Raw genomic sequence first — 25,915 nt, 5'->3', positions numbered from 1 at the left:
AGCCGTGCTAATTCCACCCGTGCAGGATGTGCCGTGGACCGCTGCCTATAGTTCTCCCACTGACGTGAACGCATCTGTGGACCGGTCTCCCCCCACCCGGGCCCCACTCCGCCGCGCGGAGCCCGTGAGGAGAGGAACCCAAGAACCATGACGCACAGCGCCACCACGGAGTCCCGGCGTGCGCAGCCCGAGTCCGGCGGCGGACGCCGCCGGCCGAAGCGCCGGCGCTGGGGACGCATCGTCCTGCTGTCCCTGCTGGCCGTCGTGCTCGCCGCGGGGGGCACCGGCTACTGGCTCTACAGCGACCTGAACGGGAACATCGACGGGGTCGACCTGGACGAGGCCCTCGGCGAGGACCGCCCCGAGAAGCTGCCGACCTCCGGACAGAACGTGCTGGTCCTCGGCTCGGACTCGCGTGCCGGAGACAACGCCGGCCTGGGCACCGGCAAGGTGGCGGGCGCCCGGTCGGACACCGCGCTGGTCATGCACATCCCGGAGGGCCGCCGGCAGGCCGTCGCCGTGAGCATCCCGCGCGACACCCTCGTCACCCGCCCGGAGTGCACCAAGGCGGACGGCTCCGCCCTTCCGCAGGCCGAGCGCGTCATGTTCAACTCCGTGTACTCGACGGCCGGCCCGGCCTGCGTGGTCAAGACCGTGGAGAAGATGTCCGGCGTCCGCATGGACCACTACATGGAGATCGACTTCGCCGGCTTCAAGGGGCTGGTCGACGCGATCGGCGGCGTCACGGTCACCGTCGACGAGCCCATCAAGGACAGCACGAGCGGCCTGGACCTGAGCGCCGGGACGCACAAGCTGGACGGCACCGACTCCCTGGCGTTCGTCCGGACCCGGCACGGCGTCGGCGACGGCAGCGACCTGGGCCGCATAGGCCTCCAGCAGCAGTTCATGATCGCCCTGCTGAGCGAGGTGAAGAAGCAGGACCTGTTCGGCAGCCCCACCAAGACGTACAAGATCGCCGACACCCTGACCTCGGCCCTGACCACCGACTCCGAGCTGGCCTCGCTGACCAGCCTGGCGGACTTCGCGCGCAGCATGAACGGGGTCGACCCGGCGTCCATGGAGACCGTCATGCTCCCCGTGGCGTACGACAAGACCGACCCGAACCGGGTGGTGGCCGCGCACCCGCAGGCCGACCAGCTGTGGAAGGCGATCCGCTCCGACGCGGAGATCCCCGAGTCCGCGAAGAAGTCGCCCGCGACGGGCGGCTGACCTCCGGCACGGCGACGGCGCGCTCAGCCCCCGAGGACGTCCCACCGGGTGAGCGAGAGGCCGTCGCCGTCCTCCTGGCGGGCGACCCTGGGCCTGCCGTCGGCGCCGATCAGCGCCATCACCACGCGGCCCCGCCCGTCCAGGGCCAGGGCCGGAGCGCCCTGGCAGGACTCGGTCAGCGCGTACCACCAGAAGCCGGCGGCCTCGTTCTCCGTGCCGCCCATGCCGAGCACGGCCGTGCCGTCCTGGTCACGGTAGGCGAGGACGACACAGTCGTAGCCGTCCAGCGACGTGCGGAGCACCGCGCACGGCCGCTCGGCCGGGGTACCGCCCAGCGCGACGGGCCACGCCCCCGCCCGCCAGGCCGCCGCACCGCCGCTCTCGGCGTCCGTCCAGAAGAACGTGGCCCGGCCCGGACCGGTCTCCAGGGCCGCGACCGTGCCCGGCACGGGGCGCAGCGAGAAACCCCGGGGCCCGGTGAAGTCGCCGCCGGGCTTGGACTGGCTCCACGCCAGCACGCCCGTCTCGGCGGCCACGCAGACCTCGATCCGCCCGTCGGTGAGCGCGAGCGCCGCGGGCTGGGCGCCGGCGCCGCCGCCGCCCAGGTCCTCCCACGCCTTCCACTTGCCGTTCGGGGCCTCGCGCCGCAGCATCAGCCCTCCGTGCGCGCCCCGCACGAACACGTGCACGGTGCCGTCCCGGGCGACCGCCCCGACCGGCACGGCGAGCGGTCCGGGCTCCTCCGGGACCCGGTGCGGGTTGCCGAGGGACCGCCAGTCGCTGAAGGCGAGTCCGGTCTGGTACTGGATCGCGTGCACGATGTCCACGCCCGGCGTGGAGTCGGCGCCCTCGCGCTCCCTGCGGCCGAGGAAGTGGACGTAGCCGTTGGCTCCCTGAGCCACCGCCAGGTGCGTCAGCCCGGCCACCGGGACGAAGTGCGGACCGCTCCAGCCGGGGCCACCCACGGCGGTCTCCGTCCAGCGCAGCAGACCGCCGTCGGTGGGGACGTACAGCGTCAGCCGGCCGTCCTTGCCGCGGGTGAGCCAGTCACCGTGGGCGGCCCCGGACGCGGCCTCCCGGTGCTCCCCGGCGGCACGTCCGTCCTTGACGGAGGCGCCCACGGGGCCCGCCGACCTTCTCCGCATCGCCAGGTGCCCCTTCCTGCGGCCCGCCGCGTCACCGACGCGGGAACGCTGAAACTCGACACATCATATGTCGATCGTTCATGTGTTCCCGGGCGTCCTCCCCCGCGCGCGGTCGCACCCCCGCGACCCGGACGGCCGGGGCGCCGCGTGGGACCCTGACGCCATGGATGACACCGGCCTGCTCGTGATCGTCGACGCCGCCAACGTGGTCGGGTCGGTGCCCGACGGATGGTGGCGGGACCGCCGGGGCGCCGCGGAACGGCTGCGCGACCGGCTGGCCGCGGAGGGCGTGCCGGGTCACCCGGGCCCGGTGGAGATCGTCCTGGTGACCGAGGGGGCGGCCCGCGGGGTGGAGTCGGTCCCCGGTGTCCGGGTGGACCCGGCCCCGGGCAGCGGCGACGACCGCATGGTCGACCTGGTGGCGGAGGCGGGCGACCGCCCGGTCCTGGTGGTCACGGCCGACCGCGAGCTGCGCCGCCGGGTGACGTCCCTGGGCGCTGACGTCACCGGCCCGCGCGCGGTGCGGCCCGCGGGCGGCGCCTGGGCGCCGCGGCGGGACGGGTAGCGCCGGGAGGCGCCGGCCTCAGGACGACGTCCGTTCCCCGCCGCGCTCCTCGGCCAGACGGCTGTGTTTGCGGCTGTACAGGAAGTAGACGACGACGCCGACCGCCATCCAGATGCCGAAGCGGACCCAGGTCTCGGCCGGCAGGTTCAGCATCAGCCACAGGGACGCGGCGACCGAGACGATCGGCAGCACGGGCACCCAGGGCGTGCGGAAGGCGCGGGGCAGGTCGGGCCGGGTCCTGCGGAGGATGATCACGCTGATCGCGACGATCACGAAGGCGAACAGGGTGCCGATGTTCACCAGCGCCGCGAGCTCGTTCAGCGGGGTGAAGCCGGCGAGGATCGCGATGGCGACGCCGAGCAGGATCGTCGGCCGGTACGGCGTCCGGAACCGGGGGTGGACCCGGGAGAAGAACCGGGGCAGCAGCCCGTCGCGGCTCATCGCGAAGAAGACCCGGGTCTGGCCGAGCAGCAGGATCATGCAGACCGTGGTCAGGCCGACGGCGGCGCCGAAGCTGATGAAGCCCGCGAACCAGGGATGTCCGGTGGCCTTGAAGGCGTCCGCGAGCGGGGCGTCCACGCTCAGCTCGGAGTAGTGCTGCATACCGGTGACGACGAGCGACACCAGGACGTACAGCACGGTGCAGATCAGCAGGGAGCCGAGGATGCCGCGCGGCATGTCGCGCTGCGGGTTCTTGGTCTCCTCCGCGGCCGTGGCGACGATGTCGAAGCCGATGAAGGCGAAGAACACCACCGAGGCGGCGGTGAAGATGCCCATCACGCCGAAGTTGGCCGGGGCCCAGCCGAACATCAGCTGGATGAGCGGGGAGGCGAGGCTGTCGCCCGCGGGGACGGGCTCGGACTTCGGGATGAACGGGTCGTAGTTGTCGGCGGTGATGAAGAAGGCTCCCGCGACGATCACCACGAGGACCACGGTCACCTTGATGGCGACGACGACCGAGGTGACGCGGGCGGACAGCTTCATGCCGAGGACGAGGATGCCCGTGAGCACCAGCACCAGGGCGGCGGCGAGGATGTCGAACCCGAAGACGTCGGCGCCCTCGCGGCTGCCCAGCGCGGCGGGCATCTCCCAGCCCGCGTTGGACAGGAGCGACTGGATGTAGCCCGACCAGCCGACGGCCACCACCGCCGTGCCCAGGGCGAACTCCAGGACCAGGTCCCAGCCGATGATCCAGGCCGGCAGCTCGCCCAGGGAGGCGTAGGAGAACGTGTACGCGGAGCCCGCCACCGGGACGGTGGAGGCGAACTCGGCGTAGCAGAGCGCGGCGAGCGCGCAGACGACGCCGGCCACCACGAACGCCAGCGCCGTGGCGGGCCCGGCGTTGTCCTTGGCGACCGTGCCGGTGAGGACGAAGATGCCGGTGCCGATGATGACACCGACGCCGAAGACGGTCAGGTCCAGCGCGGAGAGGGATTTCTTGAGCGCGTGCTCGGGTTCCTCCGTGTCACGGATGGACTGTTCGACCTTCTTCGTCCGGAAGAGGGGGCTTGTCACGGTTTCCTCCCACGCTTGTCGTCCTCGACATGATCGAGAGGGGGCGTAGCTCGTATGCCCCGGCGTGGGCGCCTTCACGCAAACGGGCCGCGCGCGCCACCGCGAAGGGTGGTGCGCGCGGCCCATCCGGGCGACGCGTCGTCGACGGCGTCAGTCGCGGGCCGGCTCCACCGAGTCGATGGCGTCGGCGGCGGACCGCTCGTACCGTCCGTCGAGCTTGGCGACCAGGCCGGTGACCTGGCGGGCGATGTCGGGGGCGGTCAGCCCGATCTCCGCCATGACCTCGGCGCGCGAGGCGTGGTCGAGGAAGCGCGGCGGGATGCCGAAGTCGCGCAGCGGCACGTCGACGCCGGCGTCGCGCAGCGCCTGGGCGATCGTGGAGCCGACGCCGCCGACGCGGGAGTTGTCCTCGACGGTGACGACGACCCGGTGCTTCTCGGCGAGCGGGGCCATCGCCTCGTCGACGGGCTTGACCCAGCGGGGGTCGACGACGGTGGTGGAGATGCCCTGCCGGTCGAGCAGCCCGGCGATCTCCAGGCACATCGGGGCGAGCGCGCCCACGGAGACCAGCAGCACGTCCGGGGTGTCGGTGCCGGGCTCGCGCAGCACGTCCATGCCGCCGACGCGGCCCACGGCGGGTACGGCGGGGCCGACGGCGCCCTTGGAGAAGCGCACCACGGTGGGCGCGTCCTCGACGGCGACGGCCTCCCGGAGCTGGGCGCGCACCTGGTCGGCGTCGCGCGGGGCGGCGAGCCGCAGTCCGGGGACGACCTGGAGGATCGACATGTCCCACATGCCGTTGTGGGAGGCGCCGTCGGTGCCGGTGACCCCGGCCCGGTCGAGCACGAACGTCACGCCGCACCTGTGCAGGGCCACGTCCATCAGCACCTGGTCGAAGGCGCGGTTCAGGAAGGTGGCGTAGACGGCGAAGACCGGGTGCACCCCGGCGTGCGCCAGGCCGGCGGCGGAGACGGCGCCGTGCTGCTCGGCGATGCCGACGTCGTAGACCCGGTCCGGGAAGCGCTTGGCGAACCTGTCGAGGCCGACCGGCTGGAGCATGGCGGCGGTGATGGCGACGACGTCGTCGCGCTCCTCGCCGAGCTTCACCATCTCCTCGCCGAAGACGGAGGTCCAGTCGGCGCCGGAGCTGGCGATCGGCAGGCCCGTGTCGGGATGGATCTTGCCGACCGCGTGGAAGCGGTCGGCCTCGTCCTGGAGGGCGGGCTGGTAGCCGCGGCCCTTCTCGGTGAGGCAGTGCACGATGACCGGGCCGCCGAACCGCTTGGCGCGGGTCAGGGCGGACTCCAGGGCCTCGATGTCGTGGCCGTCGATCGGGCCGACGTACTTCAGGCCGAGGTCCTCGAACATGCCCTGCGGGGCGATGAAGTCCTTCAGGCCCTTCTTGGCGCCGTGCAGGGTGTCGTAGAGGGCCTGGCCGACGACGGGGGTGCGCTCCAGGAGGTCCTTGGTGCGGGTCAGGAAGCGCTCGTAGCCGTCGGTGGTGCGCAGGGTCGCGAGGTGGTTCGCCAGGCCGCCGATGGTGGGCGAGTAGGAGCGCTCGTTGTCGTTGACGACGATGACCAGCGGGCGGTCCTTGGCGTCGGCGATGTTGTTCAGCGCCTCCCAGGCCATGCCGCCGGTCAGCGCGCCGTCGCCGATGACCGCCACGACGTGGCTGTCGCGCTTCTTGATCTGGTTGGCCTTGGCGATGCCGTCGGCCCAGCCGAGCACGGTGGAGGCGTGGCTGTTCTCGATGACGTCGTGCTCGGACTCCGCCTGCGAGGGGTAGCCGGACAGGCCGCCCTTCATCTTCAGCCGGGAGAAGTCCTGCCTGCCGGTCAGCAGCTTGTGCACGTAGGACTGGTGGCCGGTGTCCCAGAGCACCTTGTCCCTGGGCGACTCGAAGACGCGGTGCAGGGCGAGGGTGAGCTCCACCACACCGAGGTTGGGGCCGAGGTGGCCGCCGGTCTTGGAGACCGCGTCCACGAGGAAGGTCCGGATCTCCCCGGCCAGCCGGTCGAGCTCCTCCGGGCTGAGCCGGTCCAGATCGCGCGGTCCCCTGATGCGGGTCAGCAGCGGCACCCGTGCCTCCTTGCAGTAGAGCTGATCGAGCTGTTGCCGGGCGGGTCGAGTCTAATGTTCCGCTCAACCGAACGGTCTCCGGGCCGTGCGTCGTACATCACCCGATCAGCAGTACCCACAAACGACGAACTGTTGCCCGGCACCTGAAAGGCACCGGGCAACAGCCACGCCCTCAAGGGGCGCGGGGAACCGCGCGATCAACCACGACGGACCCGCAGCCGACGCACGTCCTAGGCGCGCCCAGCCGTCTTCTGCGTCTTACGCGTCACCGCGTCGATGACGACCGTGGCCAGCAGCACGCCACCGGTGATCATGTACTGCACCGGCGAGGCGATGCCCTCCAGCGCCAGTCCGTACGTGATCGAGATGATGACCATCACACCGAGCAGCGCGTCCCAGGTCCGGCCGCGGCCGCCGAAGAGGGACGTACCACCGATCACCGCCGCGGCGATGACGTTCATCAGGAACTCACCGGTGCCCGCGCCCTGGTTGGCGGAGGCGATCTTCGAGGCGACGAACAGGCCGCCGATCGCGGCGAAGGTACCGGCGATCGCGAAGACCGAGATCCGGACCATCTCCACGTTGATGCCGGCGCGGCGGGACGCCTCGACGGAGCCGCCGAGCGCGAAGACCTTGCGGCCGTAGGCGGTGCGGCGCAGCACGAAGTCCGTGAGGACCAGGAAGGCCAGGAAGATCACCACGGCCAGCGGCAGGCCCTTGTACTGGTTGAAGACGATCGCGACGGCGAAGGCCAGGACCGCCAGCAGCACGGTCCGCACGATGATCTCGTTCAGCGGGCGGGACGGCACGCCGGCGGCCTCGCGGCGGCGGTTGTCGAAGAACGCGAGGAGGAAGTACCCCACGGTCGCGACGATCGCCAGACCGTAGGCGGCGGCCACATCGGTGAAGTAGTAGCTGGTGAGCTTGACGACCAGGCCCTCGGAGTCGAGGTTGATGGTGCCGTTGCTGCCGAGGATCTGCAGCATGAAGCCCTGCCAGAACAGCAGACCGGCCAGCGTCACGGCGAAGGCCGGGACGCCGATGCGGGCGAAGATGACGCCGTGGATGGCGCCGGCCACCGTGCCGGTGAGGATCGCCAGCACCAGGGCCAGCACCTCGTTCATCCCGTGCGTGACGTTCATGACGGCGAAGGCGGCGCCCGCGACACCGCTGACCGAGCCGACCGACAGGTCGATCTCGCCGAGCAGCAGGACGAAAACGATGCCGACGGCGATCATGCCCGTGCCGACCATGGCGACGGACATGTCGGAGAAGTTGCCGGCGGTGAGGAAGTTGGAGTTCAGGCTGGTGAAGATGGCCCAGATGATCAGCAGGCCGACCACCACGGGGATGGAGCCGAGGTCACCGGCCTTCATCTTCCGCTTGAACTCGTTCCAGTAGCCCAGGAAGCCCTGTTCGCGCACCAGCAGCCGGGGGTCGACCACGGTGACCGCCGCGGCGGCCGCCTCGGGGTTCTCCACGGCGTGGTCCTCGGTGGGGGTGGAGGTCTTTTCGGTGCTCACTTCTTGATCTCCCCATTGGTGCGCGCCGCACGACGGGTCACGGCGTTGTCCGTGGCGCCGGTGATGGCGGAGATGATCTCTTCCTGCGAGGTCGACTTGACCTCGAAGACGCCGTTGTTGCGCCCGAGGCGCAGGACGGCGACCTTGTCCGCCACGGCCTTCACATCGGCCATGTTGTGGCTGATGAGGATGACCGCGTGACCGCGCTCGCGCAGCCGCTCGACCAGGTCGAGGACCTGGGCGGTCTGCTCGACGCCGAGGGCGGCGGTGGGCTCGTCCAGGATCACCAGCTTGGGCTCGCCGAGCATGGAGCGGGCGATGGCCACGACCTGGCGCTGGCCTCCGGAGAGGGACGCGATCGGGATGCGGACGCTGGGGATGCGGATCGACAGCGTGTCGAGGAGCTCACGGGAGCGGCGCTCCATCTCCACCTCGTCGAGGACGCCGCGCCTGCGGAGCTCCCGGCCCAGGTAGAGGTTGCCGACGACATCGATGTTGTCGCACAGCGCGAGGTCCTGGTAGACCGTCGCGATGCCCAGGTTCTGGGCGTCGTGCGGCCGGTTGATCTGGACGGCCCTGCCGTCCCATTCGATGACGCCCTCATCGATGGGGTGCACGCCGGCGATCGTCTTGACCAGCGTGGACTTTCCGGCGCCGTTGTCGCCCACCAGGGCGACCACCTCACCGGCGTGGACCTCAAGCTCTACGTCGGTGAGCGCCTGGACGGCACCGAACCGCTTGGAGACCCCGCGCAACGCCAGCACGGGCGTAGCGGACACGTGAACCATCTCCTTCGCCGCCTGACCCGGCGGGAGGTTGTGCAGAAGTTTGGGGGGGTGTTCCGTCCGGCGCCCCGCGTAGCTTGCGGGGCTGATGTGTGCGGGGCGCCGGCGGAAGCGCGTGGCAGTCGGTCCCGGGCAGGGAGTCCGGATCACGGACTCCCTTGCACCTCACGGGACTTGGGGACTGCTTACTTGAGGCCGATCTTGTCGCACGCGGCCTTGTACTTGTCCGTGCAGATCTCCTGGACGGTGTAGACGCCGTCCTTGATCACCGTGTCGTTGATGTTCTCCTGGGTCAGCGACACGACCGGGACGAGCACCGAGGGGACGCCCTTGGTGGTGGGGCTGTCGACCTTGTCCTTGGCGACCGAGTCCAGCGACTTGCCCTGGGCGAGCGCGACGGCCATCTGCGCGGCGGCGTCGGCCTCCGGGGCGTACGGCTTGTAGACGCTCATGAACTGCTCACCGGTGACGATGCGCTGCACACCCGCGAGTTCGGCGTCCTGGCCGGTGACCGGGACGTCCTCGATGCCGGCGGCCTTCAGGGCGGTGATGATGCCGCCCGCCATGCCGTCGTTGGCCGAGTAGACGCCGACGATCTTCTTCTTGCCGAGGGCGGAGATCGCGCCCTCCATGTTGGAGTTGGCGTTCTCCGGCTTCCACTCCTTGGTGTCGTACTCGCGGCCGACCTTCACCTTGCCGTCGAGGACGGAGTGCGCGCCCTCCTTGAACTGGGCGGCGTTCGGGTCGGTGGAGGACCCGTTCATCATGACGATCTGGCCGTCCTTGGCCTTGTCGCCCAGGGCCTCGAGCAGGGCCTCGCCCTGGGTCTTGCCGACGGTCACGTTGTCGAACGAGGTGTAGGCGTCGATGGGGCCCTCGGCGAGGCGGTCGTAGGCCACGACCGGGATGCCGGCGTCCTTGGCCTTCTTCACCGAGCCGGCGATGGCCTTGGAGTCCACCGCGTCGACGATGAGCACGTCCACCTTGTTGGTGATCATCGTCTCGACCTGCTGGTTCTGCAGGCTGGCGTCCTGCTTGGCGTTGTTGTAGACAACCTCGCCCTTGTTGTTCGTGAGCTCCTTGACCTTCTTCTCGATCAAGGGCTTGTCGAACTTCTCGTACCGCGCGGTCTGGTTCTCCGGCAGGAGCAGACCGACCTTGATGGCGTCGCCCTTGGCGGCGGAGTCGCTGGAGTCGCTCTTGTCGCCGGACTCGGCGGCGCTGCCACAAGCGGCGAGCGAGACGGCCATCGCACCGGCGGCGACGGCAAAGGCGGCACGACGCATACGCGTGTTCACTTCTTCAAACCTCCCTGACGAGGCCGCGTCGTTGCGGCCGAGGTGGCTGGAAGTCAACTCGGCCACACGTGCGACGTCAAGAAGTAAATCCTTAACGAGATGGCAACGGTGCCATCCGTTCTCTAAGTGAAGGCAGGGGTGGCCGGGGTGAGCGACCCGGTGGCGGTGCCGTCCAAAAGCGTCGAATCGCCCATCTCGCTCAGTGCGAGGGCGAGCGCCCCGAGCACCTCGGCGCGGCCGCCAAGTGCCCCGGGGAGGACGGACAGTTGGCGTGCCGCGCTGGGGATCGCGTAGCGGCCGACGGACTCCCTTATCGGCCCCAGCACCAGCTCACCGGCCTCCGCGAGATCGCCGCCGAGCACCACCCGGCTCGGGTTCAGCAGGTTGCAGAGGTTGGCGACTCCGCTGCCGATGTGGCGGCCGACGTCGGCGATCACCCGCCGGCAGCCGGGGTCCCCCTCCCGCGCCAGCCGTACGACGCCCTCCATCGTGAGGTCGGTGCCGTGACTGGGCTGGAGCAGCGGGAGCACGTAGCGCGCGGCCGTGAAGGTCTCCAGGCAGCCGCGGTTGCCGCAGCGGCAGACGGGGCCGGACTCGTCGAGGGTGATGTGCCCGATCTCCCCTGCTGTGCCGCCGGGACCGCGATAGATTTTCCCGCTGATCACCAGGCCGGCGCCGACACCGCTGGCGACCTTGATGTAAGCAAGATCACGCACCCCCCGGCCGCTGCCCCAGACCATCTCGCCCAGGGCGCCGAGGTTGGCGTCGTTGTCCACGTGCACCGGCACGCCGAGCCGCCCCCGCAGCTCCTCGGCAGGTCTGGTGCCGGTCCAGCCGGGCAGGATCGCGGTCGAGCCCAGGGTCCCGGACTCCACGTCGATCGGCCCGGGCACGCCGAGGCCGACGCCCGCGACCTTGGACGGGTCCACGCCGGTCGCCTCGATCAGCCGCTTGACCAGTTGTTCCGCCCGGTCGAAGCCCTGCGCCGAGGAGGCGTCCACGTCCAGCGGCTCGGACTCCTCGGCCAGCACCTGGTGGGCGAGGTTCCCGACCGCGACCCGCAGATGGGTGTGGCCGAAGTCCACGCCGATCACGATGCCGGCGTCCCCGCTCAGCGAGACGCTGCGCGCCCGGCGACCGCCCGCCGAGGTGGGCGTGACCTCGACGGTCCCGCCGTCCTTGAGCTCCCGGACGATGTTGGAGACCGTGGCCGCGGACAGGCCGGTGGTCCTCGCGATCTCGGCCTGGGTGAGGGAACCCGCAAGACGTACTGCTCGGACGACCCGCTCCAGGTTGGCTCGGTGCAGCGACGACTGCGACCCCGGAGTCTCCACGACGACCTCCTGCGCGCGGGGCCGCTTCGGTGAGACCCCGTGAATGTCCAACTAGTGAACTCTAAGCTGAGCCGTTCGGGTTGCCTCCCGTCAAGAGGTTGAACCGTTTCCGGATGCGTGGACACACGTGCACACGCCGCTCCCTGCGGCGGGAGCGGCGTGTGCACGAGGCGTTCCGGTGCGTCACTTCAAGGCGGTACGGGCGGGTGCCGCAGGTCACTTCAGGGTGGCGGAGGTGAGCCCCGCCTGCACCTGGCGCTGGAAGGACAGGTAGACCACCAGCATCGGCACCATGGCGATCGTCACACCGGCGAAGAGCACCGGGAGGTCCGAGGCGTAGCCCTGCTGCTGCTGGAGCTGGATCAGCCCCTGGGTCAGCACATAGCGTTCCGGGTCGTCACCGCTCTGCGGCTGCATCAGCACCGTCGGCAGGATGTACTGGTTCCACTGGCCGAGCGTGTTGAAGATGCCGACGCTGAGCAGACCGGGCTTGGCCATCGGCAGCATCACCTGGAAGAAGGTCCGGGTGTGCGAGGCGCCGTCCAGGATCGCCGCCTCGAAGACCGCCGAGGGCAGGGTCCGGAAGAAGGCGTGCATGAAGAACACCGTGAACGGCATCGAGTAGGCGACGTACACCAGGATCAGGCCCTGGTAGGTGTTCAGCATGTCGAGCCGCTTGACCATGAAGAACAGCGGCACCAGGGCGAGGAACACGGGGAACATCGCGCCCGCGACGAAGAAGTAGTACAGCAGCCGGTTGCCCCAGAACTCGTACCGGGCCAGCACGTACGCCGCCATGGAACCGAGCAGCATGGTCAGCGGCACGGAGAAGACCAGGACGACGACGGTGTTGAGGAAGTAGTCCCCGATGCCCTTCTCCCAGGCCCGGGAGAACACGCCGGGGTCCCAGTTCTGCGGCCAGCCGAAGGCGGAGGCGCCGATCTGCGCGTCGGTCTTGAAGGAGCTCAGCACCAGCCACAGCAGCGGCAGCACGATCAGCACCGCCCACAGGGCGAGGAAGCCGTGCGAGAAGACGTTCAGCACGACGCCTTCGCCGCGCCGGTCGCCGGGGCGGGCCGTGCCCTTGCCCACCGGGGGCGGGGGCGGGGTGGGGCCCCCGGTGGGGGCGGTTTCCTTGAGGGGTGCGCTCATCGTCGTCTCTCCGCCTCAGAACTCGATGCGCTCGCGACGGGTGGCGCGCAGCATGACCACGGACACGATCAGGGTGAGGAGCAGCATGACCACGCCCATGGCGCAGGCGTAGCCGCTCCGGCCGTACAGCAGGAAGTTCCGCATCATCACGGTCGACATGACCTCGCTGTGGTGGTCGGGGCCGCCGCCGTAGTCCCCGGCGGTCATGGTGGAGACCAGGATGAACATGTCCATCGCGGCGATGCCGAGGTAGACCCAGGCGGTCTGCACGGAGTCCCACAGCAGCGGCAGGGTGATGCGGAAGAAGGACTGGGCGCGGCCGGCGCCGTCGATCAGCGCGGCCTCGTAGATGTCCCGCGGAATGGACTGCATGGCGGCCGAGAACAGCACCAGATAGAAGCCGACACCGTGCCAGACGACCACCGCGATGAGCGCCCACAGCACGAAGTTGGGCTCGTTGAGCCATTCCACGGGACTGTTCTCGTCGACGAGTCCCAGTTTGATCAGGACGCCGTTGAGCATGCCGCCGCCGTCACTGCGGTACACCGCGCCGAAGAGCACCGCCATGATGGCCAGCGACAGCACCTGCGGGAAGAAATAGACGACCCGGTAGTACTTCGATCCGGCGACTCCGGAGACCCCTCCGGAACGTCCGCGTCCGCCCGCGTTCACCATGAAGGCGAAGAACAGCGCGAGCAGAATGGTGATCACCGGGATGAACACCAGGAACAGGACGTTGTGCCAGATGGCCCCCATGAAGATGTCGTCCTCGAGCAACTTGGTGTAGTTGTCGAGGCCGACGAAACTGAAGGTCTGCGACTGGCCCTTCCAGTCGGTCAGCGAATAGCCGAACGTCTGGATGTACGGCCAGATCACGAAGATCACATAGAGCGTCACGGGAAAGAGGAGAAAACCCGCGACGAACCGGTGCTGCCCTTTGCGCATGGCGTTCCTGCCCCTGGGTGTGGCCGTTCCGGGCCGGGGGTCCTCCCCCGGCCCGGAATGCGGTCGGTCGAGCGAGATCAGTCGCGGCGGTTCTGCTTCGAGGCCGGGTCCTTGGCCTGCTTGTCGACCGCGGCCTGGGCGCGCTTGAGCCACTCCTTGGGCTGGATGCGCTTGGCCATCAGCTCGTTGGAGGCGTTCTCGATCGCGGTGCCCATCTCGCTGTACCACTCGGTGTACAGGTAACGGAAGGTGTTGTCACCGGCCGCCTTGGAGGCGTCGACGGTGGACGCGGTGCCCGGACGCAGCTGGACGTTCGGGTCGACGCCGTCCTTGAGGATGGTCAGCGAGTTCGCCTCCTTGGCGAACAGCGTCGACCACTCCTTGGAGAGCATCAGCCGCATGAACTCCTTGGCGGCGGGCAGGTTCTTGGCCTTGGCCGGGATGATGAAGGGCTCGCCGGAGCCGGCCCGGATCGCCTCGAAGGGCAGCGCGCTGTCCGCCAGCGGGGGCATCGGCAGGAACTTCATGTCGAAGTCGTCCGGCGTCGTCTTGAGCTGCTCGTTCTCCAGCCAGGAGCCGCTGGTGATGAACGCGGCCTTGTACTGGTTCCAGCGGGTCTGCGACTCGGTGTGGGTCAGGCCGTTCGTACCGGGCATCAAGTAGCCCTTCTCGACGACCTCGTAGATCGCCTCGATGGCCTCGGTGGCGGCCTCGGAGCCGACGAACGCCTTGGGGTCGAGGTTGTCGATCGCCTTCATGGCGTCCAGGCCGCCCTTCTTGGCGATCAGGTCCATGATGGCGACGTTGATGTAGTACGGGTACTTGCCCTGGTGGGCGAGGCCGCCGATGCCCTGGGACTTGGCGTCCTTGCAGATGGCGAGGAACTCGTCCCAGGTCTTCGGCGCCTCCCAGCCCTTCTCCTTGAAGAGCTTGCCGGAGTACCACAGACCCCACACCGTGTAGATGTAGTTGAGGGCGACGACCTTGCCCTCCTGCATGCCGGCGTCGAGCGTGCCGGGAATGAGGGTGTCGCGGACCTTCTTGTCCGGGTCGTCGGCCGACGGCGCGTCCAGCACCTCGGCGAGGTCGAGGAGTTGCTTGTTCTTGTGCAGCACGTCGATCGGGATCTGCTGGGCGCCGGAGTCGTCGACGATGTCCGGCGGGTTCCCGGCGTTGAAGCGAGGCTGGAGTTTGCCCGTGATCTCCTGGGTTCCGGTGTGGACGGAGGTCACGCCCCACTTCTTCTTGAAGGCGGCCTCCCACGCCTTGGCGTAGTCGTCGCCGTAACCGCCCTTGAAGATGACGACGTCGAGTTTGGTGCCTTCCTTGACGCCGAAGGGGTTGGAGTCGGACGTCTTGCCCTCGTTGTCACCGGAATCGTCGTCTCCGCCGCCGCTGGCGCACGCGGAGAGGAAGCTCATCGTCGGTACGGAAATCAGGCCCAGCGCGGCGGACCGCTTGATCAGTGCGCGGCGCCCCACGCCGGTCGTGCCGTTGTCACCGGCGCCGGTGTTCTGCGCGGAACCGGTGCCTTCGTTCTCGGCGGAAGTGGATCCCATGCTCAAGTCCTCGCCTTCTCCAGGACTCAGGCGGTGAACCGGATCCTCCCCGGCACCGCGTTCGGGTCAAGCTGGGTCGTGCAGGAAGTGCGGCTGGTACACGGTCGGGTGCGGTGGAGATGCCCCGGAGTGCCGACAGGTATAGTCCACTTCGGGCCGACGGAGCAAGATCGAATGCAAGGTTCACCTCCGGTCTTTTCCGAGTTGAGACCTCGCGGAAATATGAGCCTCCGACGCGTTCGCGAACGGAAGAATCATTGCCGTTACGCCTGAATGCCACATTCAACCCCCTTGACACCACGGGTCACTTGACGCACTACTAGACCTTGCGCATCCGATTGACAACGTTGTCCAGCGCAGGGAGGGTGCTCACGCATGCAAGACAGGGTTCGGCACAGATGGGGATCGGCGGTCGTCGCGGCGACCGCCTTCACTTTGGCCGCGGGCTCACAGGGCGTCGCGGTGGCGCTGCCCCAGGCGCCGCCGAAGGCGGACCGTGAGTTCGCGTCGTCGTTCGAGTCCGGGGAACCCGCCCCGGACTGGCTGAACACCGTCGACACCACACGGAGCGGCGAGAAGCGCGCCTCCGGGGTGGACGGCGGCTACAGCTCCGGCATCCCGGGCAATGTCACCGACCACGTCACGGACGTCCGCGCCAGCGCGGAGAACGCCGGCGGCGGGGAGGTGAAGGAGAACCTCGTCGACGGCGAGCCGAGCAGCAAGTGGCTGGCCTTCGAGTCCACCGGCTGGGTGGAGTTCGACCTCGACGCCCCGGTGAAGACGGTCCGTTACGCCCTCACGTCCGCCAACGACGCCGCCGAGCGCGACCCGAGGGACTGGACCCTCAAGGGCTCCGCCGACGGCGAGGACTGGAAGACCCTCGACACCCGCTCGGGCGAGACGTTCGACAAGCGGTTCCAGACCAAGGTCTACGACATCGACGCGTCGGCCGTCGCCGAGTACCGGCACTTCCGGCTGGAGATCACCAAGAACGGCGGCGGCGGCATCGTCCAGCTCGCCGACGTCCAGTTCTCCACCGGCGACGACGAGGCGCCCATACCGCAGGACATGCTCTCGCTGGTCGACCGCGGCCCGACCGGCTCCCCGACGGCCAAGTCCGGCGCCGGGTTCACCGGGAAGCGCGCCCTGCGCTACGTCGGCCGGCACACCGCCGACGGGCGGGCGTACTCGTACAACAAGGTGTTCGACGTCGATGTGGCGGTCGGCCGCGACACCCAGCTGTCGTACCGGATCTTCCCCTCCATGGCGGACGGCGACCTCGACTACGACGCCACCAACGTCTCCGTCGACCTCGCCTTCACCGACGGCACCCAGCTGAGCGACCTGCGCGCCACCGACCAGCACGGCTTCCCGCTCACCCCGCAGGGGCAGGGCGCCTCGAAGGTCCTCTACGTCAACCAGTGGAACAACGTGGTCTCCCGGATCGGTTCGGTGGCCGCCGGCAAGACCGTGGACCGGATCCTGGTGGCGTACGACTCCCCCAAGGGCCCGGCGAAGTTCCGCGGCTGGCTGGACGACGTGGCGCTGAAGTCGGTGAAGCCCGAGCGCCCGAAGGCCCACCTCTCCGACTACGCGGTGACGACCCGGGGCACCAACTCCAGCGGCGGCTTCTCGCGCGGCAACAACTTCCCCGCGACGGCCGTGCCGCACGGGTTCAACTTCTGGACACCGGTCACCAACGCCGGCTCGATGAGCTGGCTGTACGACTACGCGCGCGGCAACAACGCGGACAACCTCCCCACGATCCAGGCGTTCAGCGCCAGCCACGAGCCGAGCCCCTGGATGGGCGACCGGCAGACCTTCCAGGTGATGCCGTCGGCCGCCTCCGGCACCCCGGACACCGGCCGTGAGGCGCGCGAACTGGCGTTCCGGCACGAGAACGAGACCGCCCGGCCGTACTACTACGGCGTGCGGTTCGAGAACGGCCTGAAGGCCGAGATGGCGCCGACGGACCACGCGGCGGCGATGCGCTTCACCTTCCCCGGCGACGACGCGAGCGTGCTGTTCGACAACGTCACCGACCAGGCCGGCCTGACCCTCGACAAGGAGAACGGCACCTTCACGGGCTACTCGGACGTCAAGTCCGGGCTGTCCACGGGCGCCACCCGGCTGTTCGTGTACGGCGAGTTCGACAAGAAGGTGACCGGGGGCGACTCCGGCGGCGTCAAGGGGTACCTGCGCTTCGACGCGGGCAAGGACCGCACGGTCACGCTGCGCCTGGCCACCTCCCTGATCAGCGTCGACCAGGCGAAGGACAACCTGCGCCAGGAGCTGCCCAGCCGCACCTCCTTCGACAAGGTCAAGCGGGACGCGCGGCACCAGTGGGACCGGATCCTCGGCAAGGTCGAGGTGGAGGGCGCCACGCCCGACCAGCTGACCACGCTCTACTCCAGCCTCTACCGGCTGTACCTGTACCCGAACTCGGGCCACGAGAAGGTCGGCGGGACGTACAAGTACGCCTCGCCGTTCTCGAAGATGCCGGAGCCGGACACCCCGACGCACACCGGTGCGAAGATCGTGGACGGCAAGGTGTACGTCAACAACGGCTTCTGGGACACCTACCGGACCACCTGGCCGGCGTACTCCTTCCTGACCCCGTCCAAGGCCGGTGAGCTGGTCGACGGCTTCGTGCAGCACTACAAGGACGGCGGCTGGACCTCGCGCTGGTCCTCCCCCGGCTACGCCGACCTGATGACCGGCACCTCCTCGGACGTCGCGTTCGCCGACGCGTACGTCAAGGGCGTCGACTTCGACGCGGAGGCGGCGTACGACGCGGCCGTCAAGAACGCCACCGTCGTGCCCCCGTCGTCCGGTGTGGGCCGCAAGGGCATGGCGACCTCGCCGTTCCTCGGCTACACCGGCACCGAGACCCACGAGGGCCTGTCGTGGGCGCTGGAGGGCTACCTCAACGACTACGGCATCGCCAGGATGGGCGAGGCGCTCTACAAGAAGACCGGCGACAAGCGGTACCAGGAGGAGTCCGCGTACTTCCTCAACCGCGCCCAGGACTACGTCAACCTCTTCGACTCCGGGGCCGGCTTCTTCCAGGGCAAGGACGCCAAGGGCGACTGGCGGGTCGAGTCCTCCAAGTACGACCCGCGCGTCTGGGGCCACGACTACACGGAGACCAACGGCTGGGGCTACGCCTTCACCGCCCCGCAGGACAGCCGCGGCCTGGCCAACCTGTACGGCGGCCGGGACGGCCTCGGGGACAAGCTCGACGAGTACCTCTCCACCCCCGAGACGGCCTCCCCCGAGTTCAAGGGCTCCTACGGCGGTGTCATCCACGAGATGACCGAGGCGCGGGACGTCCGCATGGGCATGTACGGCCACTCCAACCAGGTCGCCCACCACGCCCTGTACATGTACGACGCGGCCGGGCAGCCCTGGAAGACGCAGAAGAACGTGCGCGAGGTGCTGTCCCGCCTCTACACGGGCAGCGAGATCGGCCAGGGCTACCACGGCGACGAGGACAACGGCGAGCAGTCGGCCTGGTACCTCTTCTCCTCGCTCGGCTTCTACCCGCTGGTGATGGGCAGTGGCGAGTACGCCATCGGCTCCCCGCTGTTCAAGAAGGTGACCGTGCACCTGGAGAACGGCCGCGAGCTGGTCGTCAAGGCGCCGAAGAACAGCGCGGCGAACGTCTACGTGCAGGGCCTGAAGGTCAACGGCAAGCGCTGGAACTCCACTTCGCTGCCGCACTCGGTGGTCGCCAAGGGCGGGGTCCTGGAGTTCGACATGGGCCCGCGTCCGTCGTCGTGGGGCACCGGCAAGAACGCCGCCCCCGTGTCGATCACCAAGGACGACGAGGTGCCCACGCCCCGCAAGGACGCGCTGAAGGGCGCGGGCGCCCTGTTCGACGACACGTCCGCGACCGGCACCACGGTGTCCACCGTGGAGCTGCCCGTCACCGGGGACACCGCGGCGGCGCAGTACACGCTGACGTCGTCGGAGGCCGCCGAGGCGCCGACGGGCTGGGTGCTGCAGGGCTCGGCCGACGGGAAGACCTGGACGGACCTCGACAGGCGGACGGACGAGTCCTTCCGCTGGGACCGGCAGACGCGCGCCTTCTCGGTCGGCGAGCCGAAGGCCTACGGCCACTACCGGCTGGTGCTGACCGGTGAGGCGACGCTGGCGGAGGTGGAACTGCTGAGCTGACCCTCCGCGCACCTGGCGGGCCCGGACCGTGTCCGGGCCCGCCTTCCGCTTGCCGGGGGTGTGCGCGGCGGTCAGCCGACCCGGCAGGGCAGGGAGGCCGTGCTGTCACCTCCGGAGCCGGAGACCACATAGCCGAACGTGGTGCTCTGCCCCGGAGCGAGGGAGCCGTTGTAGCCGGCGTTGTGGACCATCACGTCCTGGCCGTCGTAGGTGGCGTTCCCGCTCCACAGGCTGGCGACGCTCTGGCCGGCCGGGAGGGTCCAGTCGACCATCCAGCCGAGCATCGGCACGTCGCCGCTGTTGGTGACGGTCACCTCGGACTGGTGGCCGCCGTTCCAGCTGCCCGTGGTGCGGCGGGTGGCGGTGCACGTGCCGGGCACGGGTTCGGTCGGGTTGCCGGGCTCCTTGATGCCGGTCACCTCGCCGTCGCCGCCGTCGAAGACGACGTCGGAGCAGGAGTAGAAGGTCTCCTTGCTGTCCGAGCGCTGCCACACCATGTAGATGATGTGGCGGCCGGACTTGGCCCCCGGAAGCTCCCCGCTCCAGCGGTAGTCGGCCTCGACGGTGCCGGGGGACCCGTTGAGCGGCGGGTGGTCCACCGAGAGGAAGGGCTGCTCCTCCATGTCGGCCCAGGTGAGGCGCCGCGTCGGGTCGAAGCCGTCCTTGGTGATGTACACGTGGAACCAGCCGGGGTGCGCGGCCCAGGCGTTGTAGGAGAAGTCCACGGTCGCGCCCGCGGTGAGATGGGTGAGCGGCCAGTCGGCGCTCGGGCTGTCGAAGCCGCTGAAGTTGGTGTTGCCGCCGCTGCACAGTTCTCCGTCGTTCACGAAGCCGCGGGTGCGGCCGTCGCCGTCGGAGCGCAGCACGGAGAACCAGTTGTAGAACGGTGTGGTGCCGCTGACCTGCGCGGCGGTCCTGCAGGCGGGGTTGACCGGCTTGATCTCGCCGGTGTCGGTCAGTGCGTCCTGCCAGCACAGGAAGGTGCGGCTGCCGGGTTTCATGGGCGTGCCGTGGGCTTCCGCGTCGCCGCCCGCCGTCACGACCAGGCCGATGGCCGGAATGGTGGCGAGCAGGGACACCAGGACGAGGAACAGGGCTCTGGCCGGGGTGGGGAGTTTGGAACGGGGAGCGGACGCGCTCCCGGATAATGTCGTGATCATGACACACCTGTCCGCGACTGTGGGGTTGACGGATCATGCAGGAGTGCGTGGACCGGGCGAGGTGGCAGCGCCGCCGACGGCGGGTTCCGGTCCACCGGAGCATGGGAGCGCTCCCACCACGCCCGTGAGGGGACCGTAGCGCCGGGCGCCGCGCTTGTAAACGGTTGCTGCAAAGGAGAGTTGGGCACGCCGGTCAGTCGGGGGCGCCGAGCAGCCACTCGATGTCGTCGCCCGCCCGCGTTCCCTCGAAGAGACGGACCACGTCCACGAGCACCGGCCCCCCGCCCGGAACGTTCAGCGCCGCCCGCGCGAGGGTCACCGCGTCCTCGCGCAGCCGGGTGCCCCGCAGATCCACCGGACGCCCCAGCTGCTCCGCCAGCACCGCCGCGAACTGCATCCTGCCCGGCGGCGCCTCCAGGCACGGCAGCTCGCACAGCCCGTCGGTGAGCAGCGACAGCCTCAGGATGCCGGACGTCCCGCCGCCCGCCGGGTCCGCGGCCCCGCCGAAGCCCGCGCCCGGAGCCTCCGGCCGCCCGCCGGGGACGAGCGCCCGCGGTTCACGGTGCTCCGGGCGGGGCCGGGCTCCCGGGACGGACGCGGGCCGCGCCGCGCGGCCGTCGTGCGGGGTGAGCCCGCGCCGTACCTCGTCGGCGGCCCCGTGCCCCTCGAAGACCTCGACCACCGACAGCAGCGCGCTCATCCCGTCGCCCCGGTTCAGCGCGGTCCGCACGATCGCGACCACGTCCTCCCGCTGCCGGACGCCCCGCAGGTCGATCGGCCGGCCGAGCAGCTCCCCCAGCACCGCCGCGAACTGCATCCGGCTCGGCGCGTCGTCCATGGACGACAGCCCGATGAGCGCCTCGGTGAGCGCCAGCAGCGGCGCGAGCGGGCCCCGGGGGCGTCCCGGGGCCGGCCGTTCGGCAGGCGGGGCTTCGGCGGGCGCGGGGACGGCGGGGGCGGGTGCGGGGTCGGGGGCGGGTGCGGGTGCGGCGGGCTCCGCCGCGCGTGTGCGGCCGTCCGGCAGGGCAGGGAGGACCGACCGCGCCACCACGACCCGGTGCTCCAGCTCGGCCCACATCTGCGGGCGCTGCCTGGCTCCGGACGCCTGCAGTTCGTCGTACACGTAGTCGTACAGCTCGTGCACGCCGATCAGGCCGTCCCGGTCACGGTCCGCCAGGCCGCTGCTGAGGCCGTCGACGAGGGCTCCGGTGAACCGGGAGGGTTCCGGGTCCGTTTCGGTGATCCGCTCGCCCTCCCAGGCGTACTCGGTGCGGTTGGTCGCGGTGAGCACCACGCGGCCGTGCCCGGCCAGTTCGTCCTTGACGTGGACCGTGGAGTCGCCCTTGCTGCCGGCCAGGAAGGCGCCGCTGTAGCAGCAGTCCAGGAGCAGGACGACCGACCGTGCCCGGCACTGGTCCATCTGCCGCTGGACGAACTGGGCGGGGACGGAGGTGGAGGCGAGCCGGTCCATCCTGGTGTCGGCGGCGGCGAAGTGCAATTCGCCGTCGTCGTTCTTGAGGCCGTGGCAGGAGAGGTGCAGCAGGAGCAGGTCGTCCCGGCGGCGGTCGCGGAAGAAGCCCTCGATGGCCTGGGTCACCTCGCTGTGGGTGCCGTCGACGACCATGCCGACCTCGAAGTCGCCGATCCGGGGGTCACCGAGCACCTCGCCCAGCGCCAGGGCGTCACTGGCCGGCGAACGCAGCCGCCGGAGGGCGGGGTTGCGATAGGCGCCCGTCGCGACGAGCAGGGCGTGGCGGCCCGCGGCCATGGTCGTGGGTCCGTCCGTCAGTCGCCCGGGCCGCCGGCCGGTTCGGCCTCGTGCCCCCGCGCGGCCAGGAACGCGTCGATGAGCCGCTGCTGGTCGGCCGCGGAGACCGCCTCCAGCTCCAGGCTGTCCTCGCCCAGGGTGATGCTGACCGTGCGCACCGGGCGGGTCTCGATCCAGGTCCGCACCAGGTCGAGCACCGAGCGCAGCGCGATGGGGGCCACGGTGACCACGAGGGCGCCGACGGCGATCGCGTCCACCGGCTTGGCTCCGGCGGGGATGTCCCCGGAGCGGTTCAGTTCGACGTCGTCGACGTCGAGTTCGAGCAGCCGCTCACGCAACCGGAGCGTCAGCTCGTCGAGTTCCTCCTGGTCGCTGTCCTGACTCCCGGTCAGGACGAGCCGCATGCGCTGCGTGCCGTCGCCCACCGCCACCCCCGTCGTCCGCCTGGACCTCAGCGTACAACGGGGGCGACGACGAGGGCCGCATCCCCGGCGCACGGGGATGCGGCCCTCAACCGCGTTGCCGGACCGCTTACTTGCGGATCAGGCTGCGCAGCACGTACTGCAGGATGCCGCCGTTGCGGTAGTAGTCGGCCTCACCGGGGGTGTCGATGCGGACGACCGCGTCGAACTCGACGCCCGTGTCGGTGGTGACCTTCACCGTGCGCGGGGTGGTGCCCTCGTTGAGCTCGGTGACGCCGGCGACGGAGAAGGTCTCCTCACCGGTCAGGCCGAGGGACTCGGCGGTGTGGCCCTCGGGGAACTGCAGCGGCAGGACGCCCATGCCGATGAGGTTCGAGCGGTGGATGCGCTCGTAGGACTCGGCGATGACGGCCTTGACGCCGAGCAGCGCGGTGCCCTTGGCGGCCCAGTCGCGGGACGAGCCGGAGCCGTACTCCTTGCCGGCCAGGACGACCAGCGGGATGCCCTGCTCGATGTAGTTGCGGGAGGCGTCGTAGATGAACGACACCGGGCCGTCGGCCTGGGTGAAGTCGCGGGTGTAGCCGCCCTCGGTGCCCGGCGCGATCTGGTTGCGCAGGCGGATGTTGGCGAACGTGCCGCGGATCATGACCTCGTGGTTGCCGCGGCGGGAGCCGTAGCTGTTGAAGTCACGGCGCTCGATGCCGTGCTCCGTGAGGTACTTGCCGGCCGGGGTGTCGGCCTTGATGGCGCCGGCCGGGGAGATGTGGTCGGTGGTGACCGAGTCGCCCAGCTTGGCGAGGACGCGGGCGCCGGCGATGTCCTCGACCGGGGCCGGCTCCATGCCCATGCCCTCGAAGTACGGGGGCTTGCGCACGTAGGTGGACTCGGCGTCCCACTCGAAGGTGTCGCCCGTCGGGATGGACAGCGCCTGCCACTGGGCGTCACCGGCGAAGACGTCGGCGTAGGACTTGGAGAACATGTCCTCGCCGATGGCGTTCGCCACGACGTCGTTGACCTCGGCCTCGGAGGGCCAGATGTCCTTCAGGAAGACCGGGTTGTTGTCCTGGTCGTACCCGAGGGCCTCGCGGGTGATGTCCACCTTCATGGAACCGGCGAGCGCGTAGGCGACGACCAGCGGCGGGGACGCCAGGTAGTTCATCTTGACGTCGGGGTTGATCCGGCCCTCGAAGTTGCGGTTGCCGGAGAGCACCGAGGTGACCGCGAGGTCGTGCTCGTTGACCGCCTTGGAGACCTCCTCCGGCAGCGGGCCGGAGTTGCCGATGCAGGTGGTGCAGCCGTAGCCGACCAGGTTGAAGCCGACCTTGTCAAGGTAGGGGGTCAGGCCCGCCTTCTCGAAGTAGTCGGTGACGACCTTGGAGCCCGGGGCGAGGGTGGTCTTGACCCACGGCTTGCGGGTCAGGCCCTTCTCCACCGCCTTCTTGGCCACCAGCGCGGCGGCGACCATGACGTACGGGTTGGAGGTGTTGGTGCAGGAGGTGATGGCCGCGACCGTCACCGCACCGTGGTCGAGCGTGTAGGTCGTGCCGTCGGCGGCGGTGACCTCGACCGGGTGCGAGGGGGCGCCGTTGGAGATGGCCGGGGCGTCGGAGGCCGGGAAGGACTCCTTGCTGGCCTCGTCGACGTCGCCGCCGTCCTTGACGTAGTTGCGCACGTCCTGGGCGAACTGGGCCTTGGCGTCGGCGAGGACGATGCGGTCCTGCGGGCGCTTCGGGCCGGCGATCGACGGGACGACCGTGGAGAGGTCCAGCTCGAGCTTCTCGGAGAAGTCCGGCTCGGCCGCCGGGTCCAGCCAGAGGCCCTGCTCCTTGGCGTACGCCTCCACCAGGGCGACCTGCTGGTCGCTGCGGCCGGTCAGGCGCATGTAGTTCAGGGTCTCGTCGTCGATCGGGAAGATCGCCGCGGTGGAGCCGAACTCCGGCGACATGTTGCCGATGGTGGCGCGGTTGGCCAGGGAGGTGGCGGCCACGCCCTCGCCGTAGAACTCGACGAACTTGCCGACGACGCCGTGCTTGCGCAGCATCTCGGTGATGGTGAGCACCAGGTCGGTGGCGGTGGTGCCCGGCTTGAGCTCACCGGTGAGCTTGAAGCCGACGACGCGCGGGATCAGCATGGAGACCGGCTGGCCGAGCATGGCGGCCTCGGCCTCGATGCCGCCGACGCCCCAGCCGAGCACGCCGAGGCCGTTGACCATGGTGGTGTGCGAGTCGGTGCCGACCAGGGTGTCGGGGTAGGCCTTGCCGTCGCGGACCATGACCACGCGGGCCAGGTGCTCGATGTTCACCTGGTGGACGATGCCGGTGCCGGGCGGGACGACCTTGAAGTCGTCGAAGGCGGTCTGGCCCCAGCGCAGGAACTGGTAGCGCTCCTTGTTGCGGCCGTACTCCAGGTCGACGTTCTGCTTGAAGGCGTCGTTGGTGCCGAACTTGTCGGCGATGACGGAGTGGTCGATGACCATCTCGGCCGGGGAGAGCGGGTTGATCTTGTTCGGGTCGCCGCCCAGCTCCTTGACGGCCTCACGCATGGTGGCGAGGTCCACGACACAGGGGACGCCGGTGAAGTCCTGCATGATCACGCGGGCCGGCGTGAACTGGATCTCCTGCGACGGCTGGGCCTGGGAGTCCCAGCCGCCCAGGGCGCGGATGTGGTCGGCGGTGATGTTGGCGCCGTCCTCGGTGCGGAGCAGGTTCTCCAGCAGCACCTTCAGGCTGTAGGGAAGGCGCGCGGAGCCCTCGACCTTGTCCAGCCGGAAGATCTCGTACGACTCGTCGCCCACCTGCAGCGTGCTGCGGGCGTCGAAGCTGTTCGCCGACACGACAGTCTCCTTCATTGATGTGCGCGTACCACCGCATCCTGCCGCCATGCCGCCCTGACCGACCCGCTAAGGTGAGGCTAAGTTAGGTAGCCCTTACCAGGGTGGCGGCTGCGGTGCGCCTTCGGCAGATATCTCGATGTCGAGATAACTCTAGTACACGAGGGCCGAATGGTCATGCCCGGACCCATCGCACCACCCATGTCCGCCGTCATCCAATCGAGGCGTCCGACAGCACACCCAGCCGTCCCGGTTCCGTTGCCGGCGAACCCGGTCGTACGAGGAGACGTGCCGGGGGTGGCCGTACCGGTCGGGGTGGATCTCGCGGAGCCGTACGTCGAGCCGCCCGCTTCCCGGGCCCGCCGGAGAAGCGATCGACGGGTGCCCCGGCCGCACCCCATAGCAGGATTAATCAGAGGCGGT

The 25,915-nt window shown here is 69.8% G+C and carries 17 protein-coding genes; 3 read left to right on the top strand and 14 right to left on the bottom strand.

The features are described 5' to 3' along the window. Nucleotides 1-147: 147 nt before the first annotated feature. Nucleotides 148-1,230, top strand: coding sequence for an LCP family protein (locus CNQ36_RS25565; protein ID WP_121547685.1), 1,083 nt, complete (start codon nt 148-150; stop codon nt 1,228-1,230). 23 nt (nt 1,231-1,253) lie between these two features. Here CNQ36_RS25565 and CNQ36_RS25560 read toward each other — a convergent pair whose 3' ends face one another. Further along, nucleotides 1,254-2,375: a DUF8189 domain-containing protein gene (locus CNQ36_RS25560; RefSeq protein ID WP_121547684.1), complete on the bottom strand. Its 1,122-nt coding sequence runs from the start codon at nt 2,373-2,375 to the stop codon at nt 1,254-1,256. Nucleotides 2,376-2,538: 163 nt separating this feature from the next. Between CNQ36_RS25560 and CNQ36_RS25555 the strand changes: the two genes are divergently transcribed. Further along, complete coding sequence (locus CNQ36_RS25555; RefSeq protein WP_121548588.1) at nt 2,539-2,940, top strand: PIN domain-containing protein; 402 nt, start codon at nt 2,539-2,541, stop codon at nt 2,938-2,940. Nucleotides 2,941-2,958: 18 nt separating this feature from the next. On the opposite strand, the gene CNQ36_RS25550 is transcribed toward CNQ36_RS25555, so the two are convergent. The 9 genes from CNQ36_RS25550 to ngcE all read right to left on the bottom strand — a co-directional run bounded on the left by CNQ36_RS25550 (nt 2,959) and on the right by ngcE (nt 15,133). After that, on the bottom strand, nt 2,959-4,455 hold the full coding sequence (locus tag CNQ36_RS25550; protein WP_121547683.1) for an amino acid permease: 1,497 nt from the start codon (nt 4,453-4,455) through the stop codon (nt 2,959-2,961). A gap of 150 nt (nt 4,456-4,605) precedes the next feature. Continuing rightward, nucleotides 4,606-6,537, bottom strand: a complete 1,932-nt coding sequence (gene dxs, locus CNQ36_RS25545) for a 1-deoxy-D-xylulose-5-phosphate synthase (RefSeq protein WP_121547682.1) — start codon at nt 6,535-6,537, stop codon at nt 4,606-4,608. 230 nt (nt 6,538-6,767) lie between these two features. Further along, entirely contained in the window at nt 6,768-8,060 is a 1,293-nt protein-coding gene (locus CNQ36_RS25540; RefSeq protein ID WP_004923713.1) for a sugar ABC transporter permease, read from the bottom strand. Further along, nucleotides 8,057-8,848, bottom strand: a complete 792-nt coding sequence (locus tag CNQ36_RS25535; protein ID WP_040905943.1) for an ATP-binding cassette domain-containing protein — start codon at nt 8,846-8,848, stop codon at nt 8,057-8,059. The genes CNQ36_RS25540 and CNQ36_RS25535 overlap by 4 nt, the downstream gene beginning before the upstream one ends. A gap of 182 nt (nt 8,849-9,030) precedes the next feature. Further along, on the bottom strand, nt 9,031-10,131 hold the full coding sequence (locus CNQ36_RS25530) for a substrate-binding domain-containing protein (RefSeq protein WP_004923721.1): 1,101 nt from the start codon (nt 10,129-10,131) through the stop codon (nt 9,031-9,033). A 134-nt stretch (nt 10,132-10,265) separates the two neighbouring features. Next, a complete protein-coding gene (locus CNQ36_RS25525; protein WP_004923722.1) occupies nt 10,266-11,477 on the bottom strand; it encodes an ROK family transcriptional regulator in 1,212 nt (403 codons plus the stop codon). Nucleotides 11,478-11,693: 216 nt separating this feature from the next. After that, nucleotides 11,694-12,629 (bottom strand): carbohydrate ABC transporter permease, encoded by a 936-nt coding sequence (locus tag CNQ36_RS25520; RefSeq protein ID WP_004923723.1) that lies wholly within the window; start codon nt 12,627-12,629, stop codon nt 11,694-11,696. A gap of 15 nt (nt 12,630-12,644) precedes the next feature. Beyond that, nucleotides 12,645-13,574, bottom strand: a complete 930-nt coding sequence (locus CNQ36_RS25515; protein WP_004923727.1) for a carbohydrate ABC transporter permease — start codon at nt 13,572-13,574, stop codon at nt 12,645-12,647. A 77-nt stretch (nt 13,575-13,651) separates the two neighbouring features. Further along, nucleotides 13,652-15,133 (bottom strand): N-acetylglucosamine/diacetylchitobiose ABC transporter substrate-binding protein, encoded by a 1,482-nt coding sequence (ngcE, locus tag CNQ36_RS25510; protein WP_121547681.1) that lies wholly within the window; start codon nt 15,131-15,133, stop codon nt 13,652-13,654. Between the two features lie 375 nt (nt 15,134-15,508). Between ngcE and CNQ36_RS25505 the strand changes: the two genes are divergently transcribed. After that, the gene (locus CNQ36_RS25505) at nt 15,509-19,312 is read left to right on the top strand and encodes a GH92 family glycosyl hydrolase (protein ID WP_121547680.1); all 3,804 of its coding nucleotides are present in this window, start codon (nt 15,509-15,511) and stop codon (nt 19,310-19,312) included. A 71-nt stretch (nt 19,313-19,383) separates the two neighbouring features. Here CNQ36_RS25505 and CNQ36_RS25500 read toward each other — a convergent pair whose 3' ends face one another. From CNQ36_RS25500 to acnA, 4 genes are all read right to left on the bottom strand, one after another. Beyond that, nucleotides 19,384-20,472, bottom strand: coding sequence for a lytic polysaccharide monooxygenase auxiliary activity family 9 protein (locus CNQ36_RS25500; RefSeq protein ID WP_121547679.1), 1,089 nt, complete (start codon nt 20,470-20,472; stop codon nt 19,384-19,386). Nucleotides 20,473-20,665: 193 nt separating this feature from the next. Beyond that, complete coding sequence (locus CNQ36_RS25495) at nt 20,666-22,240, bottom strand: caspase, EACC1-associated type (protein ID WP_121547678.1); 1,575 nt, start codon at nt 22,238-22,240, stop codon at nt 20,666-20,668. A 17-nt stretch (nt 22,241-22,257) separates the two neighbouring features. Continuing rightward, nucleotides 22,258-22,665, bottom strand: a complete 408-nt coding sequence (locus CNQ36_RS25490; protein ID WP_228313076.1) for a hypothetical protein — start codon at nt 22,663-22,665, stop codon at nt 22,258-22,260. 106 nt (nt 22,666-22,771) lie between these two features. Continuing rightward, nucleotides 22,772-25,495 (bottom strand): aconitate hydratase AcnA, encoded by a 2,724-nt coding sequence (gene acnA / locus CNQ36_RS25485; protein WP_004923743.1) that lies wholly within the window; start codon nt 25,493-25,495, stop codon nt 22,772-22,774. Between the last annotated feature and the right edge of the window lie 420 nt (nt 25,496-25,915).

It is taken from the genome of Streptomyces fungicidicus (genome assembly GCF_003665435.1).
GTDB lineage: Bacteria > Actinomycetota > Actinomycetes > Streptomycetales > Streptomycetaceae > Streptomyces > Streptomyces fungicidicus.
Note: the sequence above shows the minus strand (reverse complement) of the source record. Positions and strands in the feature narration are given on the sequence as shown.

Bases quoted from the DNA above. Each gene is read 5' to 3' on its own strand.
- CNQ36_RS25515 (WP_004923727.1), bottom strand. From the start codon at position 13,574: ATGCGCAAAGGGCAGCACCGGTTCGTCGCGGGTTTTCTCCTCTTTCCC.
- CNQ36_RS25530 (WP_004923721.1), bottom strand. From the start codon at position 10,131: ATGCGTCGTGCCGCCTTTGCCGTCGCCGCCGGTGCGATGGCCGTCTCG.
- CNQ36_RS25560 (WP_121547684.1), bottom strand. From the start codon at position 2,375: ATGCGGAGAAGGTCGGCGGGCCCCGTGGGCGCCTCCGTCAAGGACGGA.
- CNQ36_RS25495 (WP_121547678.1), bottom strand. From the start codon at position 22,240: ATGGCCGCGGGCCGCCACGCCCTGCTCGTCGCGACGGGCGCCTATCGC.
- CNQ36_RS25520 (WP_004923723.1), bottom strand. From the start codon at position 12,629: ATGAGCGCACCCCTCAAGGAAACCGCCCCCACCGGGGGCCCCACCCCG.
- CNQ36_RS25565 (WP_121547685.1), top strand. From the start codon at position 148: ATGACGCACAGCGCCACCACGGAGTCCCGGCGTGCGCAGCCCGAGTCC.
- ngcE (WP_121547681.1), bottom strand. From the start codon at position 15,133: ATGGGATCCACTTCCGCCGAGAACGAAGGCACCGGTTCCGCGCAGAAC.
- CNQ36_RS25505 (WP_121547680.1), top strand. From the start codon at position 15,509: ATGCAAGACAGGGTTCGGCACAGATGGGGATCGGCGGTCGTCGCGGCG.
- CNQ36_RS25535 (WP_040905943.1), bottom strand. From the start codon at position 8,848: ATGGTTCACGTGTCCGCTACGCCCGTGCTGGCGTTGCGCGGGGTCTCC.
- CNQ36_RS25555 (WP_121548588.1), top strand. From the start codon at position 2,539: ATGGATGACACCGGCCTGCTCGTGATCGTCGACGCCGCCAACGTGGTC.
- CNQ36_RS25500 (WP_121547679.1), bottom strand. From the start codon at position 20,472: ATGATCACGACATTATCCGGGAGCGCGTCCGCTCCCCGTTCCAAACTC.